Annotated in this window: 11 protein-coding genes; 8 read left to right on the forward strand and 3 right to left on the reverse strand. The window is 67.8% G+C overall.

The window, feature by feature from the left end; genetic code table 11:
- Positions 1 to 173 precede the first annotated feature (173 nt).
- The 8 genes from IT306_14525 (at position 174) to IT306_14560 (ending at position 15,270) form a co-directional block, all read left to right on the forward strand.
- Positions 174 to 932 carry an HAD family hydrolase gene (locus IT306_14525; protein ID MCC7369641.1) on the forward strand — a complete coding sequence of 253 codons (759 nt, stop codon included), beginning with the start codon at positions 174 to 176 and terminating at the stop codon, positions 930 to 932.
- 188 nt (positions 933 to 1,120) lie between these two features.
- Positions 1,121 to 3,352: an ABC transporter substrate-binding protein gene (locus IT306_14530; GenBank protein ID MCC7369642.1), complete on the forward strand. Its 2,232-nt coding sequence runs from the start codon at positions 1,121 to 1,123 to the stop codon at positions 3,350 to 3,352.
- 240 nt (positions 3,353 to 3,592) lie between these two features.
- On the forward strand, positions 3,593 to 5,821 hold the full coding sequence (locus IT306_14535; GenBank protein MCC7369643.1) for an ABC transporter substrate-binding protein: 2,229 nt from the start codon (positions 3,593 to 3,595) through the stop codon (positions 5,819 to 5,821).
- A 440-nt stretch (positions 5,822 to 6,261) separates the two neighbouring features.
- Positions 6,262 to 8,505 carry an ABC transporter substrate-binding protein gene (locus IT306_14540; GenBank protein MCC7369644.1) on the forward strand — a complete coding sequence of 748 codons (2,244 nt, stop codon included), beginning with the start codon at positions 6,262 to 6,264 and terminating at the stop codon, positions 8,503 to 8,505.
- 770 nt (positions 8,506 to 9,275) lie between these two features.
- Positions 9,276 to 11,522 (forward strand): ABC transporter substrate-binding protein, encoded by a 2,247-nt coding sequence (locus IT306_14545; GenBank protein MCC7369645.1) that lies wholly within the window; start codon positions 9,276 to 9,278, stop codon positions 11,520 to 11,522.
- Between the two features lie 250 nt (positions 11,523 to 11,772).
- Positions 11,773 to 13,080 carry an aspartate aminotransferase family protein gene (locus tag IT306_14550; protein MCC7369646.1) on the forward strand — a complete coding sequence of 436 codons (1,308 nt, stop codon included), beginning with the start codon at positions 11,773 to 11,775 and terminating at the stop codon, positions 13,078 to 13,080.
- A gap of 205 nt (positions 13,081 to 13,285) precedes the next feature.
- Positions 13,286 to 14,386, forward strand: a complete 1,101-nt coding sequence (locus IT306_14555) for a threonine synthase (GenBank protein MCC7369647.1) — start codon at positions 13,286 to 13,288, stop codon at positions 14,384 to 14,386.
- Positions 14,387 to 14,430: 44 nt separating this feature from the next.
- Complete coding sequence (locus IT306_14560) at positions 14,431 to 15,270, forward strand: 2,4-dihydroxyhept-2-ene-1,7-dioic acid aldolase (GenBank protein MCC7369648.1); 840 nt, start codon at positions 14,431 to 14,433, stop codon at positions 15,268 to 15,270.
- Between the two features lie 9 nt (positions 15,271 to 15,279).
- Here the strand turns inward: IT306_14560 and IT306_14565 are convergent, their stop codons facing one another.
- The 3 genes from IT306_14565 to IT306_14575 all read right to left on the reverse strand — a co-directional run.
- A complete protein-coding gene (locus tag IT306_14565; GenBank protein MCC7369649.1) occupies positions 15,280 to 16,161 on the reverse strand; it encodes a L,D-transpeptidase in 882 nt (293 codons plus the stop codon).
- A 397-nt stretch (positions 16,162 to 16,558) separates the two neighbouring features.
- Positions 16,559 to 16,768, reverse strand: coding sequence for a hypothetical protein (locus IT306_14570; protein ID MCC7369650.1), 210 nt, complete (start codon positions 16,766 to 16,768; stop codon positions 16,559 to 16,561).
- 298 nt (positions 16,769 to 17,066) lie between these two features.
- The coding region (locus IT306_14575) for a hypothetical protein (protein MCC7369651.1) at positions 17,067 to 18,208 on the reverse strand (1,142 nt) is incomplete at its 5' end.

Consider the following 18,208-nt stretch of genomic DNA (forward strand, 5'->3'; position numbering starts at 1 on the left):
CAAGGTCACCGATGCCGAGTTCGCCAGCATCAACCTCGAACGGCACCCCTTCCACGGTGACTGGAACTACCGGATCCGACCACATTCTCGCACGGCTGGCACCGTTATTTCGTGACAGACCCTTAGCCGGCTGGTGGACACGCAGCCCGGCACATCCTGTACCCTCTCGGCCCATGAGCGACGACCGACAGCCACCGCCGCGCGCCGTCATCTTCGACCTGGGCGGCACCCTGGTCGATTGGCCGGACTGGGAGGAGGACAGCCCGCGCCGCTGGGGACTGTCCTGGGACGCCCTGATGGCGGCCCTGCCCCGGGCAGACTGGCCCACGCGCGAGGTGTACACCGCCGCCATGCGCGCCGCCGAGCTGGCGCACTGGAAGCGCGTGGACGACGAGCACTGGAGCGGTCCGGCCTCTGGCGTCCTGCGCGACGGCTTCCACCGGCTGGGGCGGCACGTCCACGAAGCCGAGCTGCTCGCCGCGCTCGACGGCTACGCCCGTGCCGTGGACGGCTGGGCGCTGCTGGAGCCAGACGCCCGCGAGACGCTCACGCTGCTGCGAGCGCGCGGCTATCCGCTGGGGTTGCTCTCCAACACCTGGTGGGCAGCAGACTGGCACAACGCCGACCTCGCGGCGCACGGTCTGGCCGGCCTGCTGGACGAGCTGGTCTACACCTCAGATCTGCCCCATTCCAAGCCGCACCCGACGGTCTTCCAGACCGTCGCCGGCCTGCTCAACGTCGAGCCGGCCGCCTGCGTGATGATCGGCGACCGTCTGCTGGACGATGTCGGCGGGGCGCTCGGCGTCGGGATGCGGGCCGTCTGGAAGGCGAACAACCGCCCGTGGCCGCGCCCCGAGGAGGTTGCCCCAACCGCCGTCATCCGCGACCTGCGCGAGCTGCCTGACCTGCTGCGAACCTGGGGCGGAGCCTAGCGGCTGCCGGCTAAACCGTGTGAGCGCAGGTGGCAACCAGAATTCACACCACATGCGCGCTCACAACTGTTGACGGGATCTGCCGGTCATGTTACATCCGTCATATTCGCCTGGCAATGGCCGCCAGGGTGGCGCCCTGTCTGGACGGCAATGTGTGCCGTCCGTACCTACCGAGGAGGGTAGTCGACATGGCAGACACCGGAGTGTCGCGGCGTGGATTCCTGCGCGTGGGGTTGAGCATTGCCGGCGTCGGCCTGCTCGCAGCCTGCGCGCCGGCCGCACCTGCGACGAAGCCCGCCGAGACGAAGCCCGCGGCGCCCGCCGCGACCACAGCGCCAGCGGCCCCGGCTGCCGCTGCGAAGCCTACGGAGGCCCCGAAGCCGGCGGTGGCAGCGCCAACCGCTGCGCCAGCCGCCGCGGCGAAGCCGGCCGAGGCCACCAAGCCGGCTGCCGCGCCGGCGGCGGCATCTGGCAAGCCAGAGTCGAAGCTCGGCGCGCAGCTTGTGGGGAAGATCGAGGGACCGGAGATCCAGGAGTCCAGACGGCCCGCCAAACTCGGAGAAGCGCCGATGCTCACCGAGCTGGTCAAGGCCGGCAAGCTGCCGCCAGTCGAGCAGCGCATCCCCGAGGAGCCGCTGGTCCTCAAGCCGATGCGCGAGGTCGGCAAGTATGGCGGCATGTGGCGGCGCGGCTTCACCGGCGTCGGCGACTGGGAGAACTTCAACCGCGTGATGGGCGCCGAGAAGCCGCTCCACGTCGACTTCACCGGGAACAAGATCGTCCCGGCCGTCGCCAAATCCTGGGAGCTGAAGGACGGCGGGAAGGTCATCCGCCTGAGCCTCCGCAAGGGGATGAAGTGGTCGGACGGCCAGCCGTTCACCGCTGACGACTGGGTGTTCTGGTACGAGGACTTCTACAAGAACAAGGACATCCTGCCCGTCGGCACCGCCGAGATGTCGATCAACGGCAAGCCCGGCGAGATGGTCAAGGTGGATGAGACGACCATCGAGTTCCGCTTTCCCGAGCCGTACCCGATGTTCGTGGACGTGCTGTCAGCGTTCACGCAGATGGGTGGCGGCCATGCGCTCGGCGGCACCCAGTGGGGCGGCTTCATGGGGCCATACGCCCCGGCCCACTACATCAAGCAGTTCCACCCCAAGCACATCGGCGCGGACAAGGCGAACGAGATGGCGAAGGCGGCCGGCATGGACGGCTTCATCGCCCTGCTCAAGTTCAAGAACAACTACGCGCTGAACCCCGAGTGCCCGGTCATCACGCCCTGGCGCACCGTCACGCCGATCAACACGCCGCTGTGGTCGCTGGAGCGGAACCCGTACTACTGGGGCGTGGACACCGACGGCAACCAGTTGCCGTACATCGACAAGATCCAGATGACCCTGGGCGAGAACCTGGAAGTCGTGAACCTGCGGGCCATCGCTGGCGAGTACGACGAGATGGGCCGCCACATGGACGTGGCCAAGCTGCCGATCTTCCTGGAGAACCAGCAGAAGGGCAACTACAAGGTCGTGCTGGATCTCCAGTCCGACGCGGCGGCGGTGGCGATCCACATCAACCAGAGCTTCGACGCCGATCCCGAGATCCGGAAGTGGCTGACGAACGTCGATTTCCGGCGCGCGCTCTCGATGGGCATGGACCGCGACCAGTTCAACGAGGCGTTCTTCCTGGGCATGGCGACGCCCAGCTCGCTGATGTCCGAGGACAGCTCGCCCGAGAACGCCGGCCCCGAGTGGCGGACCAGGTGGTCCACGCTCGATCTCAAGCAGGCCAACGAGCTGCTGGACAAGATCGGCCTGACCAAGAAGGATCCCCAGGGCATGCGCCTGCGGACCGACAACGGACAGGTCTTGCGGATCACGGTCACCACCGTGGCAGCAGCGTTCCTGCCGTACGCCCAGATGATGGAGATGGTCGGGCAGCACTGGAAGAAGATCGGCATTCAGCTCGACGTGAAGGACACCGAGCGGAACCTCTCGCTCAAGCAGGTGGCGGCCAACGAGCAGCAGTTGTACGTCTGGGGTGGCGGCAACGCCGACATCTTCATGTGGCCGCGCCACGACATGCCCGCCGAGCCGAACGAGCCGTTCAGCGGCACCCAGTACGCCACGTGGTACGCCTCTGGTGGCACGGCCGGGAAGAAGCCCGAAGACCCCGAGCTGCTGAAGGGGTACGAGCTGCTGCGGAAAGGCTCCGGGCTGGAGCAGGCCGAACGCGCCAAGGTTGGGCAGGAGTTGAAGAAGCTGATCGTCGATCAGCAGTGGGTGATCGGCACCGTCGGCTTCTCGCCGGTGCTGCGGGTCATCGGCAACAAGCTGGGGAACGTGCCGGACCGGTACGGGTGGCGCACGCGGAACCGGACGCCCGGGCACGTGCACCCGTCGACATACTACTTCAAGAGCTGACGTGCCGGGAGACACCCCGTCCCCCGTACACTCAGGTTCCGCGCATGGGAGAGGCCTGATCGCTTCGGCGGTCAGACCTCTTCTCGCGTTACCATGGCCGGCCGGCCGTCAGACCAGGACTCCGACGGCAGAAGGAGGGCAGAAGGAACCCACGAAGAAGCGCACAGCGCGCTGCAAAATCGTTTGTGCCTTGCAGCGCTCGACCGTCGTGGCCGGGCGCAACTGGAGAGGGAAGAGGGAATGACAGATCACGGATACCTGACGCGGCGCGGCTTCCTCCGCGTCGGCCTGAGTGTGGCCGGGGTGAGCCTGCTCGCGGCCTGCGCCCCGGCCGCCCCGGCGACGAAGCCCGCCGAGACCAAGCCCGCGGCGCCCGCTGCGACAACCGCGCCGGCGGCCCCGGCTGCCGCCGCGAAGCCAACCGAGGCCGCCAAGCCGGCGGCAGCCGCGCCAGCCGCTGCCGCGAAGCCAACCGAGGCCGCCAAGCCAGCCGCGGCACCGCCAGCCGCGTCCGGCAAGCCTGAGGCGAAGCTCGGCTCGCAACTGATTGGCAAGGTCGAGGGGCCGGAGATCCAGCCCGAGGCGAAGCGCCCGGCCAAGCTCGGGGAGTCGCCGATGCTGGCCGAGCTGGTCAAGGCCGGCAAGCTGCCGCCGGTCGAGCAGCGCATCCCTGAGGAGCCGCTGGTGCTGAAGCCGCTGCACAGCGTCGGCACCTACGGCGGGACGTGGCGGCGGCCGTTCACCGGGCCGGGCGATGTCGAGAACTTCAACCGGGTGATGGGCGCGGAGAAGCCGCTGCACGTCGACTACACGGGGTACAAGATCGTGCCGGCCGCGGCCAGGGCCTGGGAGCTGCGTGACGACGCGAAAACGATTAGGCTCACCCTTCGCAGGGGCCTGAAGTGGTCTGACGGCCACCCGTTCACCGCCGACGACTTCGTGTTCTGGTTCGAGGACCTCTACTCGAACAAGGACATCGTGCCCGTCGGCACACCCGAGATGACGATCAACGGCCAGCCGGGCAAGTTCGTCAAGATCGACGAGCTGACCGTCGAGGCCCAGTTCCCAGAGCCGTACCCCATGTTCGTGGACGTGCTGTCCGGGTTCACGCAGATCGGCGGCGGCCATGCGCTCGGCGGCACCCAGTACGGCGGCTTCATGGGGCCATACGCGCCGGCCCACTACCTGAAGCAGTTCCACCCGAAGTACATCGGCGTGGACAAGGCGAACGAGCTGGCGAAGGCGGCCGGCATGGACGGCTGGCTCGCACAGCTCAAGTTCAAGAACAACTACGCCCTGAACCCTGATGTCCCGGTCATCACCCCCTGGAAGACGGTCACGCCGCTGAATACCCCGTCGTGGACGCTCGAACGGAACCCGTTCTTCTGGCAGGTCGACACCGACGGCAACCAGTTGCCGTACATCGACAAGGTCCAGCTGACGCTGGCCGAGAACCTGGAGGTCGCGAACCTGCGGGCCATCGCCGGCGAGTACGACGAGATCGGCCGGCACATGGACGTGGCCAAGCTGCCGGTCTTCCTCGACAACCGCCAGAAGGGCGACTACCGCGTCGTGCTGGACCTCCAGGCCGAGTCCGCGGCGTTCGCACTGCACGTCAACCAGAGCTACAAGGCCGATCCCGAGGTTCGCACGTGGCTGACCAACGTGGACTTTCGGCGGGCGCTCTCGCTGGGCATCGACCGTGACCAGATCAACGAGGCGTTCTTCCTGGGCATGGGCACCCCCAGCTCGCTGATGGGTGAGGACGCCTCGCCCGAGAACGCCGGGCCGGAATGGCGGCGGAAATGGTCCGTGCTCGATCTGCCGCAGTCCAACGCCCTGCTCGACAAAATCGGGCTGACCAAGAAGGACGGCGAAGGGTTCCGGGTCCGCACGGACAACGGCCAGCGCCTCCGCATCGAGATCACGACGGTGGCGGCGTCGTTCATCCCCTTCGGGCAGATGGCCGAGATGGTTGCCCAGCAGTGGAAGAAGATCGGCATTGACGCCATCGTCAAGGACACGGAGCGGACGCTCTCGCTGCGCCAGGTGGCGGCCAATGAGCAGCAACTGTACGTCTGGGGCGGGGGCAACTCGGACATCTTCCTGTGGCCGCGCCACGACATGCCGGCCGAGCCGAACAATGGTGCGTTCAGCGGGCCGCTCTACGCGACGTGGTACGCTTCCAACGGCGCGCAGGGCGAGCGGCCCGACGATCCCGAGCTGCACAAGGCGTACGATATGCTTCGGAAGGCGGCCGGCCTGCCAACCGCCGAGCGGAACAAGCTCGGGCAGGAGTTGAAGAAGCACATCGTCGAGCAGCAGTGGGTGATCGGGACCGTCGGCTTCTACCCGGTGCTGCGCGTCATCAGCAACAAGCTGGGCAACGTGCCCGAGCGGTACGCCTGGGTCACGCGCGCGCGGACGCCGGGCGCGGCGCAGCCCACAACCTACTACTTCAAGAGCTGACCCTCTTGTTCAGGAACTGACCCTCATCGGTCAGGGCGATTGCACGTCGGGCAGGTCGCGCAGCGTCGTCGGGGCTTGAAAGCCCCGTCTGCGCGTCGTACGACGATGTGGGAACACGAACGAGCATACAATTGCCCTGCCTCATCGGTCAGCGAGCGGCCGGGGTGCGGTGACAACGCCTGTCACCGCATACTCACGCAGGCCAGTCAGGCGCTCGCAAGTGCACGGCCAAACTTCGCGGAGAGGCTGAGCACGGCCGGTCATGAACGCCGTTTGCACCCAGGAGAGACCAGCGTGTCCGGACCAGAACGGCAACGCTTGACGGGAGCCTCAGACTAGGCTATATCGTTTGGGCACGCGCGGCAGAGTCAGGCCGGGCGGGCATGGTTCACGCTGATGGCAAGGGTTGCCGTCACGCTGCTACCGGGAGGGTAGACCTGATGTCGATCGTTGGATCGTTGTCGCGGCGCAGCTTCCTGCGCGTCGGCCTGGGGATGGCCGGTGTCAGCCTGCTGGCTGCCTGCGCGCCATCGGCGCCGGCTACCAAGCCGGCCGAGACCAAGCCCGCCGCACCTGCTGCGACCACGGCTCCGGCTGCCGCCGCGAAGCCAACCGAGGCGGCCAAGCCGGCCGAAGCCGCCAAGCCAGCTGCGCCGGCCGCCACCACCGCTCCGGCCGCTGCTGCCAAGCCAGCCGAGGCCGCCAAGCCGGCCGCGCCGGCTGCCGCGTCCGGCAAGCCGGAAGGCAAGCTCGGCGCGCAGCTCATCGGCAAGGTTGAGGGCGCGGTCATCCAGCCTGAGGCCAAGCGCCCGGCCAAGCTGAGCGAGGCGCCGATGCTGGCCGAGCTGGTCAAGGCTGGCAAGCTGCCGCCCATCGAGCAGCGCCTCCCCGAGGAGCCGCTGGTCGTCAAGCCGCTCCGCGAGACCGGCAAGTACGGCGGCACCTGGCGGCGCGCCTTCACCGGCCCCGGCGACACCGAGAACTTCAACCGGGTCATGGGCTCGGAGAAGCCGATCCACGTCGATTTCACGGGGTACAAGCTGGTCCCGGCCGTCGCCAAGTCCTGGGAGTTGAAGGACGGCGGGAAGGTCATCCGCCTCAACCTTCGCAAGGGCATGAAGTGGTCGGACGGCCAGCCGTTCACCGCCGACGACTGGATGTTCTGGTACGAGGACATCTACTCGGACAAGGACATCGTCCCCGTCGGCACCGCCGAGATGTCGATCAACGGCAAGCCCGGCAAGATGGTGAAGATCGACGAGGCGACCGTCGAGTTCCAGTTCCCCGAGCCGTACCCGATGTTCGTGGACGTGCTCTCCGCCTTCACCCAGATGGGGAGCGGTCTCGCGCTCGGCGGCACCCAGTGGTCGTTCATGGGGCCATACGCACCGGCCCACTACATCAAGCAGTTCCTGCCCAAGTACGCTGGCGGCAAGGAGAAGCTCGACGCCCAGGCGAAGAGTGCCGGCATGGACAGCTGGGTGGCCCAGCTGAAGTTCAAGTACAACTACGCGCTCAACGTCGAGTTGCCGGTGATGTCGGCCTGGCGGACGGTCACGCCGATCAACACCCCGAACTGGACGTTGGAGCGCAACCCGTACTTCTGGCACGTCGATACCGAGGGCAACCAGCTGCCGTACATCGACAAGATCCAGCTGACCCTGGCCGAGAACCTCGAAGTGGCGAACCTGCGCGGCATCGCCGGCGAGTACGACGAGATGGGCCGCCACATGGACGTGGCCAAGCTGCCGGTCTTCCTCGAGAACCAGCAGAAGGGCAACTACAAGGTCGTCCTGGACCCGGGCTTCGACGCCTCGGCTGCAGGCATCCATATCAACCAGAGCTTCGAGGCCGACGCCGAGATCCGCAAGTGGATCACCAACGTCGAGTTCCGGCGGGCGCTCTCGATGGGCATCGACCGCGACCAGATCAACGAGGCGTTCTTCCTGGGCATGGGCACCCCCAGCTCGCTGATGTCGGAGGATAGCTCGCCCGAGAACGCCGGCCCCGAGTGGCGGACCAAGTGGTCCACGCTCGATCTCAAGCAGGCCAACGAGCTGCTGGACAAGATCGGCCTGACCAAGAAGGACCCGCAGGGCATGCGCCTGCGGACCGACAACGGCCAGCTCCTGCGCCTCACCGTCACCACCGTGGCCGCCGCGTTCATCCCGTACGGTCAGATCATGGAGATGGTCTCGCAGCACTGGAAGAAGATCGGTATCCAGCTCGACGTCAAGGACACCGAGCGGAACCTGTCGCTCAAGCAGGTGGCCGCCAACGAGCAGCAGCTGTACGTCTGGGGCGCCGGCAACGCCGACATCTTCATGTGGCCGCGCCACGACATGCCCGCCGAGCCGAACGAGCCGTTCAGCGGCACGCTCTACGCCACCTGGTACGCCTCGAACGGGCAGTCCGGCAAGAAGCCGGAGGATCCGGAGCTGCTCAAGGCGTACGACATCCTCAAGAAGGGTTTCGGCGTCGAGACCGCCGAGCGGGCGAAGCTCGGCCAGGAGTTGAAGAAGATCATCGTCGATCAGCAGTGGGTGATCGGGACCGTCGGCTTCACCCCGACGCTGCGCGTGATCTCCAACAAGATCGCCAACGTGCCGGATCGGTACGTCTGGCTGACCCGCAACCGGACGCCGGGCGCGGCGCTCCCGCCGACGTACTACTTCAAGAGCTAGCATCGCGCCGTTGTTCGCCGGCCCGGCCGGCGGGCACCGGCTTGGCACAGCAGCGAAGCCCTCACAACACGCAAGCATCCTGTCGGATGCGAGGCCCAGGTGAGGGTTTTCGCTTGCCCGCCACGATCTGCCCGCCCCGGGGCGGTTTCCAGGCCGCTTCATGAGATCACACGACGGCTTGACGGGAGTGCAGGGCGATTGCATGTTCATTGGTGTCCCCGAAGCATCATGGAACGGGCGGTCGGGGGTTGAAACCCCCGCCTACAGTCACACCGTCGCTGCGCGACGGCCGTCGGGAACGGCAGGCACTGGTGCGACCGGGGCGTCGCGCAGCGACTGCAGGATCGTAGGCGGGGCTTTCAAGCCCCGACGCGGCGGCACGACGACATCAACATACGATTGCACTGGTAGCAGCCGGCAGGGCGATTGCCTGTTCATTGGTGTCCCCGAAGCATCATGGAACGGGCGGTCGGGGACTGAAGTCCCCGCCTACAGTCACGCCGTCGCTGCGCGACGGCCACCGGGAACGGCAGCAACAGGCGAGACTGGAGCGTCGCGCAGCGACTGCAGGATGGTAGGCGGGGCTTTCAAGCCCCGACGCGGCGGCACGACGACATCAACATGCGATCGCCCTGGACGGGGATGGCGATCGCTTGACGCGGGGTCCAGACTCATCTATACGTTCGGCACGCACGGTATCGTCTGACCGTGCGTCGTGCTTACCGTGACAGCCAGCACAGCTGTCACCCTGCTCCCTGGAGGGGAAGCGCATGTTGCATCCTGGATCAGTGTCGCGGCGAGGCTTCCTGCGCGTCGGATTGAGCGTGGCCGGGGTGGGCCTGCTCGCCGCGTGCGCGCCTGCCGCGCCGGCTACCAAGCCGGCTGAGACCAAGCCAGCCGCACCGGCGGCGACCACGGCGCCAGCCGCTGCCGCCAAGCCAACCGAGGCGGCGAAGCCGGCCGAGGCCGCCAAGCCAGCCGCGCCAGCGGCGACGACGGCCCCGGCCGCCGCCGCGAAGCCGGCCGAGGCCGCCAAGCCGGCCGCCGCGCCGCCAGCCGCCTCCGGCAAGCCCGAGGCGAAGCTCGGCTCGCAGCTGATCGGCAAGATCGAGGGCGCGGTCATCCAGCCCGAGGCGAAACGGCCCGCCAAGCTGGCCGAAGCGCCGATGCTGGCCGAGCTGGTCAAGGCCGGCAAGCTGCCGCCGGTCGAGCAGCGCCTCCCCGAGGAGCCGCTCGTCGTGAAGCCGCTCCGCGAGACCGGCAAGTACGGCGGCATGTGGCGGCGCGCCTTCACCGGCCCGGCCGATGGCGAGAACTTCAACCGGGTGATGGGCCACGAAAAGCCGATCCACGTCGACTACACCGGCTACAAGCTGGTCCCGGCCGTCGCCAGGTCCTGGGAGCTGCGTGACGGCGCCAAGAACATCCGCCTGAGCCTCCGCAAGGGCATGAAGTGGTCGGACGGCCAGCCGTTCACCGCCGACGACTGGGTGTTCTGGTTCGACGACATGTACTCGTTCAAGGACTTCGTGCCGGTCGGCACGCCCGAGATGTCGATCAACGGCAAGCCCGGCAAACTGGTCAAGATCGACGAGACGACCGTCGAATTCCAGTTCCCCGAGCCGTACCCGATGTTCGTGGACATCCTCTCGGCGTTCACCATGACGGGCGCCGGCTACGCTCTGGGCGGCACCAGCTTCAACAGCTTCGGCGGCCCGTACGCCCCGGCCCACTACCTGAAGCAGTTCCACCCCAAGTACGTGGAGAAGGCGAAGCTCGATCAGCTCGTTGCCGAGGCGAAGGTCGACAACCCGCTGTCGCTCTTCAAGTTCAAGACCAACTACCAGCTCAACGTGGAGGTGCCGGTCGTCTCGGCCTGGAAGACCGTCACCCCGATCAACACGCCGGTCTGGTCGTTGGAGCGCAACCCGTACTTCTGGCACGTCGATACCGAGGGCAACCAGCTCCCCTACATCGACAAGATCCAGCTCACGCTTGCCGAGAACCTGGAGGTTGCGAACCTCCGCGCCATCGCCGGCGAGTTCGACGAGATGGGCCGCCACATGGACGCCACCAAGCTGCCCGTCTTCCTCGAGAACCAGCAGAAGGGCAACTACAAGGTCGTCCTGGACACCCAGACCGACGCCGCCGCCGCCGCGATCCACATCAACCAGTCGTTCGACGCCGATCCGGAGATCCGGAAGTGGCTGACGAACGTCGAGTTCCGGCGCGCGCTCTCGATGGGCATGGACCGCGACCAGTTGAACGAGGCGTTCTTCCTCGGGCTGGCCGTGCCAAGCTCGCTGATGTCGGACGACGCCTCGCCCGAGAACGCCGGCCCCGAGTGGCGCACCAAGTGGTCATCCCTCGACATCAAGCAGTCGAACGAGCTGCTGGACAAGATCGGCCTGACCAAGAAGGATGCCGAGGGGTTCCGCGTCCGCACGGACAACGGCCAGCGGCTGCGCCTGGAAGTCATCACCGTCGCGGCGGCCTTCCTGCCGTTCGCGCAGATGATGGAGATGGTCGCCCAGCACTGGAAGAAGATCGGCATTCAGCTCGACATCAAGGACACGGAGCGGAGCCTGGCCGACCGCACCGCGAAGACGAACGCCCACCAGATGTACGTCTGGGGCGGCGGCAATGCCGACATCTTCATGTGGCCGCGCCACGACATGCCGGCCGAGCCGAACGAGCCGTTCAGCGGCACGCTCTACGCCACCTGGTACGCCTCTGGCGGGGCGCAGGGGAAGGCTCCGGAGGATCCAGAGCTGCTCAAAGCGTACGACATGCTCCGCAAGGCGGCCGGCCTGGAGACCGCCGAGCGCAACAAGCTCGGGCAGGAGCTGAAGAAGCTGATCGTGGATCAACAGTGGGTGATCGGCACCTGCGGGTTCTTCCCGTACGTGCGGGTCATCAACAACAAGATGGGGAACGTGCCGGACCGGTACTCGTGGGTGACGCGGGCACGCACGCCGGGCGCAGCGCTCTCGTCCACGTACTACTTCAAGAGCTAGCCGAGGGAAGGACCACACGCGCACAGCGCTGATGACGGCCCTCACCCCCAAGCCCCGCTCCCTGTGCGCGGGAGAGGGGCTTTCTTTTTCGGGTCGCGGGCATGGGTCGTGGGGAGGGCGGCTGTCTCTTCCCTGTGACCCCTCATCCACGACCCACGATCCACGACCTATGACCCACCGTCCGCTGTGCTACAGTGCCGGCATCTGACACCCTTGCTCTCCCCTGGAGCGCGCACCCTGGAGGCCCCGCATGGCTGTCGATGTCACCGCCCGATCCGCCGAGCACACCAGCCTGCTCGCGCTCGCTCACGAGGTCATGCCGGGCGGCACGCTTGGCTACTTCCGCCTGCCGGACGACGTGCAGCTCATCGTGCGGGAAGGGCGCGGCAGCAAGCTGTACGACGTCGATGGCCGTGAGTACGTCGACTACGTCCTTGGCTCGGGACCGATGCTCATCGGGCACGCTCACCCGGCCGTGACGGCGGCGGTCACCGAGCAGCTCACGCGCGGATCGACGTTCTACATCGCCACCGAGCAGGCCATCCGTCTCGCCGAGCGGATCTGCCAGATGTCGCCGTGCGTCGAGCGGGTCCGGTTCGTCAGCACCGGCAACGAGGCCGTCTCGTTTGCGCTGCGGCTGGCGCGGGCCTTCCGGGGCCGCGACAAGATCCTCAAATTCGAGGGCGGCTTCCACGGCGTGGGCGACTACGCCCAGTACTCCGTCTCGCCGAAGGGCGAGCCGAACTACCCGTACGGCCGGCCAGAATCGGCAGGCATCCCGAAGGTGCTGGACGAGACGGTGCTGATCGCGCCGTTCAACGACCTGGAGACCTCGGGGCGGATCATCGCGCAGCATGCCGACGAGCTGGCGGCCGTCATCATCGAGCCGCTCCAGCGGACCATCGTGCCGAAGCCGGGCTTCCTCCAGGGCATTCGCCAGATCACCAAGGATCACGGCATCCCGATGATGCTGGACGAGGTGGTCACCGGCTTCCGGCTGGCCCCGGGCGGCGCGCAGGAGTACTACGAGGTCGAGTGTGACATCGCCTCGTTCGGCAAGGCGGTGAGCGGCGGCCATCCGCTGGCGGCCATCGGCGGTCGGGCTGACATCATGGCCCTGTGCGACCCGCGCAACTCGAAGGAGCCGAACTACGTCCAGATCAGCGGGACGCTCTCGGGGAACCCGGTCGCGGCGACGGCCGGCCTCGCGACGCTCAACGTGCTCTCCGAGCCGGGCACCCACGACCGTCTGCGGAAGATCGGCAACATGGTCCGCGATGGGCTGGTCGAGGTCGGCAAGAGGCTCGGCGTGCCGATGCAGGCGCCCGGCGAGGCCTCAGTGTTCCAGCCGCTGATCTCCGAGCACGAGGTGACCGACGCGCGCACGCTGGCGAAGGGCGATGCGAAGCTGACCTACGCGTTCGGCGTGGAGCTGGTGCGCGAGGGCATCCTGATGAACCCAGGCAGCAAAATGTACATGTCGACCGTCCACGACGAGGCGGACGTGGCCCGGACGCTGGAAGCGGCCGAGCGGGCACTACGGCGAGTCAAGGGCTGAGGCGGTACGATCGCCCTCACCCCTTGAGTCAGGAAGGGGGCCCTCACCCCCCGGCCCCCTCTCCCTGTGCGCGGGAGAGGGGGAGCAGTCTGGCCGAGATGGCACCACCCCGGTGTGTGGAAAACCGAGACGCCGTGACGTGTCTCCTTCGCCCGCGCACAGGGCGAGGGGTCGGGGGTGAGGGCCCCATATCTGAGGACTGGCGATGTATCTCTGTCCTGCCTGCGGCCGGCGCGAGCCTGACCAGGCGCCGGTCTGGCGCTGCACCTGTGGCAGCTACCTGAACTACGACGGTGCGCCGCTGCTCCGGCGCGCCGACATCCGCACCGAGGAGCGCTCGTTGTGGCGCTACGATGCGGCCCTCCCCATCGAGCAGGCTGACGCCGTGGCCTACTTCGGCGAGGGCATGACGCCGCTGCTGCCGGGCCTGCGCGGCGCGGCCCCGTTCCAGCTTAAGGTCGAGTACCTGATGCCGAGCGGCTCGTTCAAGGATCGCGGGTCGGCGGTGCTGGCGAACGCGCTGCTCAAGTTCGGGGTGCGCGAGGTGGTGGAGGACTCGTCTGGGAACGCCGGGGCGTCGCTGGCTTGCTACGCCGCCCGGGCCGGGCTGGACTGCGAGGTCTACACCCCCGAGAGCACCTCGCCGGGCAAGCTCGCGCAGATCGGCGCGCACGGCGCACGCCTCGTGCGGGTGCCCGGCTCCCGCGACGACACCGCCACAGCGGTGCAGGAGGCCGCGACACGGCGATTTTACGCCAGCCACAACTGGCAGCCGCTGTTCGTGGAGGGCATGAAGACGCTCGGCTGGGAGCTCTGGGAGCAGCTTGGGTTCAAGGCCCCCGATGCGCTGATCGTGTCGGTGGGCCTGGGCAGCTCGCTGCTGGGGTCGTTCTACGCCTTCCGGGCCCTTGTCGAGGCCGGCGAGCTGGACCGCATGCCGCGCCTCTACGCCGTCCAGGCGGCAGCCACCGCGCCGATCCACGCGGCGTTCCAGGCGGGCGCCGAGGACATCGCGGGCGTCGTGCCGGGCAAGTCGGTCGCCGAGGGCGTGGCCACCGGCCGGCCGATCCGCCGCAAGGAGATCCTGTACGCGCTCCGCGAGACGGGCGGCGGGACGGCAATCGCCTCCGAAGAGGAGATCCTGGCCGCCCAGCGCGACCTTGCGCTGGAGGGGCTGTACGTCGAGCCGACGGGCGCCTTGACGCTGGCCGGCGCGCGAAATCTCCTCTCAAGCGGCCAGTTGCGAGCCGACGACGTCAACGTGGTGATGCTCGGCGGGAGCGGCCTCAAGGCCGGCAGCAAGTAGGGTACCGTTGAGCGGCAGGACGCTGCGTCGCACAAGGGGTACACATGCGAAAGAACCGTCTCCGTGAGCTGATCCGCGAGGGCAAGCCGAGCATCGGCACCCACGCCGCCATCGACGACCCGGCCATCATCGAGCTGATCGGTAACAGCGGCATGTTCGACTACGTGGAGTTCGTGGCCGAATACGGGGCCTACGACCTGCACAGCCTGGACAACATCGGACGGGCCATCGACCTGTTCCCGAACTTCAGCGGCATGATCAAGGTCGAGCAGGAGCCGCGCACCTTCGTGACGATCCGGGCCATCGGCGCGGGCATCCAGAACCTGCTCTTCGCGGACATCCGCACGCCGGCCGACGCCGCCGCCAGCGTCAGGGCCGTGCGCGCGGAAGCGCCCGGCTCGGGCGGCATCCACGGCGTCGGGATGCGCCGCGACGCCGGCTACGTGCTGGAGGTCGGCACGAAGCCCTGGATCAAGGCCCTGGACGAGGCGGTCATCTGCCTGATGATCGAGAAGAAGGAGTGCGTCGAGAACCTGGATGCCGTCCTCTCAGTGCCGGGCATCGACATGGTCCAGTTCGGCCCGTCCGACTACTCGATGAGCATCGGCGTGGCCGAGGAGTACCACGGCAAGCGACACGATGCGGTGGTCGAGGCTGAGAACTTCATCATCGAGACGGCGCTCAAGAAGGGGATTCGGCCGCGCGTCGAGCTGCTCAATCCCGCCGATGCCGCCCCGTACATCGAGAAGGGCGTCAAGGACTTCTGCATCGGCTGGGATGTGGTGATTCTCCACACCTACTACAAGACGGCCGGCGCGCAGATGCGCGGGATGCTCGGGCTTGACGTGCCCGACTGGCCGGCCGGAGCGCCATTCCGGAACTAGCGCCTGAACCTACTCGTGGATGACCAGCGGCGTCCCGACCGTCGCGAAGCCCCAGAACCAGGAGGCGTCCGCTGGCGTCATCCCGATGCAGCCGTGGCTGCCGGGCATCCCGAAGGTCGCTGGCCGCCGCCAGTAGTTCTCGTGGATGGCCGCGCCGTCCGCCGTGAAGTACTGCACGTAGCGAACGTTCTCGACCTTGTAGTTTGCGCCAGCGCCGTTCGGCCCCTGGCCCACCAGCGTCGCGCCGTCCATGGTGTCCTTCTCGACGCGCCTGAGCACCGCGAACGTCCCGGTCGGCGTCTCCCAGCCGGGGCGGCCGGAGGAGATCAGGACGCTGCGGACGGCGGTACGGCCCTCGTACGCCGTGGCGACTTGCTCGGTCAGGTTGACGTCGATCCAGCGGCCGGTGGTCGGGGCGTCAGCGGGGAGTGCGGGCGGCGTCACCTCGCCGTTACGCCTGAGGGAGGTCGAGTAGACGTACGTGCCGTCGGAGAGCTCGGCCCAGGTGTCGTTGTGAGGCTCGACCTCTTCGCCCGAGACCCAGCGCACCACCGTAATGGGCGTGCCAGCCTTGAGGTCGCCAACGGGCGGCCGCGAGCGGTCTGGCGTTGCCCGACGATGCACATCCAGGCCGGCCACGCCGCTCCAGGTCGTCACACTGGGAGGCGTCGTTCTCCCCATGGTGGCACTGAGATCCGTCATCACGTTCGACCGCCCCGGCTGAAGTTGCGCGGGCTGCGAGGGCGCAGCGGCACCAGCACTCAGGGCAGGCGCGGAGACAGCGGGCGAGCCAGCGGGCTGTTGCTCGGCGTAGGCGACGCTCGGCGCGAGCGCGAGGTCGCCAGCACGGGCAGACGGCCGGTACAGCGCCTGGGCCGTCATCAGAGTCAACGCACCGAACACCAGATGGAGCAGCACCCGGCACGCGCCAGACGGCGCGAGCCTGCGTCGGCGCGCCTGGACGAGCATCCTCTGGCAGCGACCGGCACGGGTGAGCGTGGTGGGGGCGAGATCACGCTGATGGGCGGGGTACATGGCGGTACAGCTCGATTCCGCGATCCGCAGGATAGGTGCGGATCAGAGATGCAGGTGCTGTACCAAGCGTACCGCCGCTTGGAAGGGGCTGCTGTCAGGCGCAAGCAGCCCGAAGTGTCAAACTGCCGACACTTTCGGGGCCACGCGACGCCGCGAGCCGATGGGACGCCGAACGACGGGCGAGCACAACGTCAAACGGTCACCAGAAGCCGTGCCTGGCGCGAGGCCGATGCCCGCTCACGCCAGACGCCGATCAGGCGCGGGCGGCCTCGGTGCCAACAGCGTCGGGACCGTCGCCCGTCGCAGCGATCTCCCGGGCCTTGCGAAGCTCGTCCTGGTAGCGCAACTGGCCGACGAAGAAGCCTGCCCGCGCGGAGACCTGTCGGATGCTGTCGCGGACGGTCAGGCCGAGGGCGTCGGTCTCAAGAATGATCTGCTGAAGGTCGGTAAGGTGATCTGCCATAGCGCTGAGATGATACCGGCGCGGCGGCCGTCTGTCCAGGGCGCCAACCTGTTCGTCAGGGCAATCGCATGTTGGGTGTGTCGTGCCGCCGCGTCGGGGGTTGAAACCCCCGACTGCGCGTCTCGTGGCGCTTCGGGAACACCAGCGAACATGCAATCGCCCTGACCTGTTCGTAAGATCGGTGACGCGGACACCTATGAGGCGGGCGCGGCCCCCGAAGCTCACGCGGCGCACGGCCACGTCGAGCGGCACCAGCAGCAGCGCCGCCAGCGCAAACCACCACTCATGGCTCATCGGCTCAGGCCGAGCCGACGAGCACCGTCAACTGGCGCATCGTAAAGGCGCGGTCGAGGCTGCTAGTCTGGTCGCTAGACTGGAGGCGAATCTGGTGACTGCCGGAGGTCACGCCACTGAAGACCGCGTGGAGCGTCTGCATGTAGATGTAGGTCTGGTTGGCATTCGCGCTCATGCCTTCGCCCATCACCGGCGAGTAGGTCGTGCCATCCAGACTGAAGCGGAAGCCTAGCGAGAGCCAGTTCGCTGACGCGCCGCGAACCAGCACGGTCGCGAGGCAGAGGAGTTCACTGGTCGCGCTCAAGGTCACTGACACCTGGAGTGGGTCGGTCAGGTTTTCGGCCTTGAGATCCTCCCACGTGCTGTTCGCCGACAGCGTGAACGATGCTGATGCACTGATTGTCTTGATGATCGGTGCGCCGCCCCCGCCTCCAGACGGCGTGGCCCAGGCGACGTTGCCGGAACCGTTGACGGTCAAGATCTGGCCGTTCGACCCCTTCGCCAGGCGGGCCGGCGCTCCGGACGTTCCCCCGATGATGAGGTCGTTCTGGGTGGTCATCGGGTTGGTCATCCCGCCCCCACCACCCGACCCGAGGGCGACTTGCTGCCAGGTACCTGGGGTTCCCGCCGTGGTGCAGTAGAAGAGCGTCCCGGCGCTGTCGACGTACAGTTCGCCTTGCAGGTGCGCGCCCGCGGTCGGCGCGCCCGTGCCGCTGGCCGCGGGCACCAGGCGGATGGCCGAGAGCCCGCCGGCGAACGAGCCGCCAACGCCGCTCGTGCTGACGCCCCGCACAGCCGTGGAGGAGGTCGACTCGGCGTAGACGCCCTCGGCGCTGTTCGACTTGCCGTAGACGCCGTACTTCGCGTCCGACTTGCCGCCCACCCCGAAGCCGTTGCTGCTCTCGCCGAAGACGCCGGTCCCGCTGGGGGCCGCCCCCGAGACGCCGATCCCGTCGGTGGTGTTGTTGCGGCCGAACAGGCCGGCGTTGTTGGCGCCCGTGGCGTACCCCTGCACCCCATCCGCCGTGGAGTCCGGCGTGAGGCTGACGGTGTTGCTGATCCTGGTCGGCGCAGTCGCGCTCACCGACTGCCCGGCCAGGACCGCGTCGCCGTTCGCCGCCTGCGAGGCGCGCGTGCTCAGGCCGG

This window comes from Chloroflexota bacterium (assembly GCA_020850535.1).
Taxonomy (GTDB): domain Bacteria; phylum Chloroflexota; class UBA6077; order UBA6077; family JACCZL01; genus JADZEM01.

What these genes read in the sequence shown, in the direction of transcription:
- IT306_14545 (MCC7369645.1), top strand. Translation starts at nt 9,276, where the DNA reads ATGTTGCATCCTGGATCAGTGTCGCGGCGAGGCTTCCTGCGCGTCGGA.
- IT306_14540 (MCC7369644.1), top strand. Translation starts at nt 6,262, where the DNA reads ATGTCGATCGTTGGATCGTTGTCGCGGCGCAGCTTCCTGCGCGTCGGC.
- IT306_14550 (MCC7369646.1), top strand. Translation starts at nt 11,773, where the DNA reads ATGGCTGTCGATGTCACCGCCCGATCCGCCGAGCACACCAGCCTGCTC.
- IT306_14570 (MCC7369650.1), bottom strand. Translation starts at nt 16,768, where the DNA reads ATGGCAGATCACCTTACCGACCTTCAGCAGATCATTCTTGAGACCGAC.
- IT306_14525 (MCC7369641.1), top strand. Translation starts at nt 174, where the DNA reads ATGAGCGACGACCGACAGCCACCGCCGCGCGCCGTCATCTTCGACCTG.
- IT306_14555 (MCC7369647.1), top strand. Translation starts at nt 13,286, where the DNA reads ATGTATCTCTGTCCTGCCTGCGGCCGGCGCGAGCCTGACCAGGCGCCG.
- IT306_14560 (MCC7369648.1), top strand. Translation starts at nt 14,431, where the DNA reads ATGCGAAAGAACCGTCTCCGTGAGCTGATCCGCGAGGGCAAGCCGAGC.
- IT306_14530 (MCC7369642.1), top strand. Translation starts at nt 1,121, where the DNA reads ATGGCAGACACCGGAGTGTCGCGGCGTGGATTCCTGCGCGTGGGGTTG.
- IT306_14535 (MCC7369643.1), top strand. Translation starts at nt 3,593, where the DNA reads ATGACAGATCACGGATACCTGACGCGGCGCGGCTTCCTCCGCGTCGGC.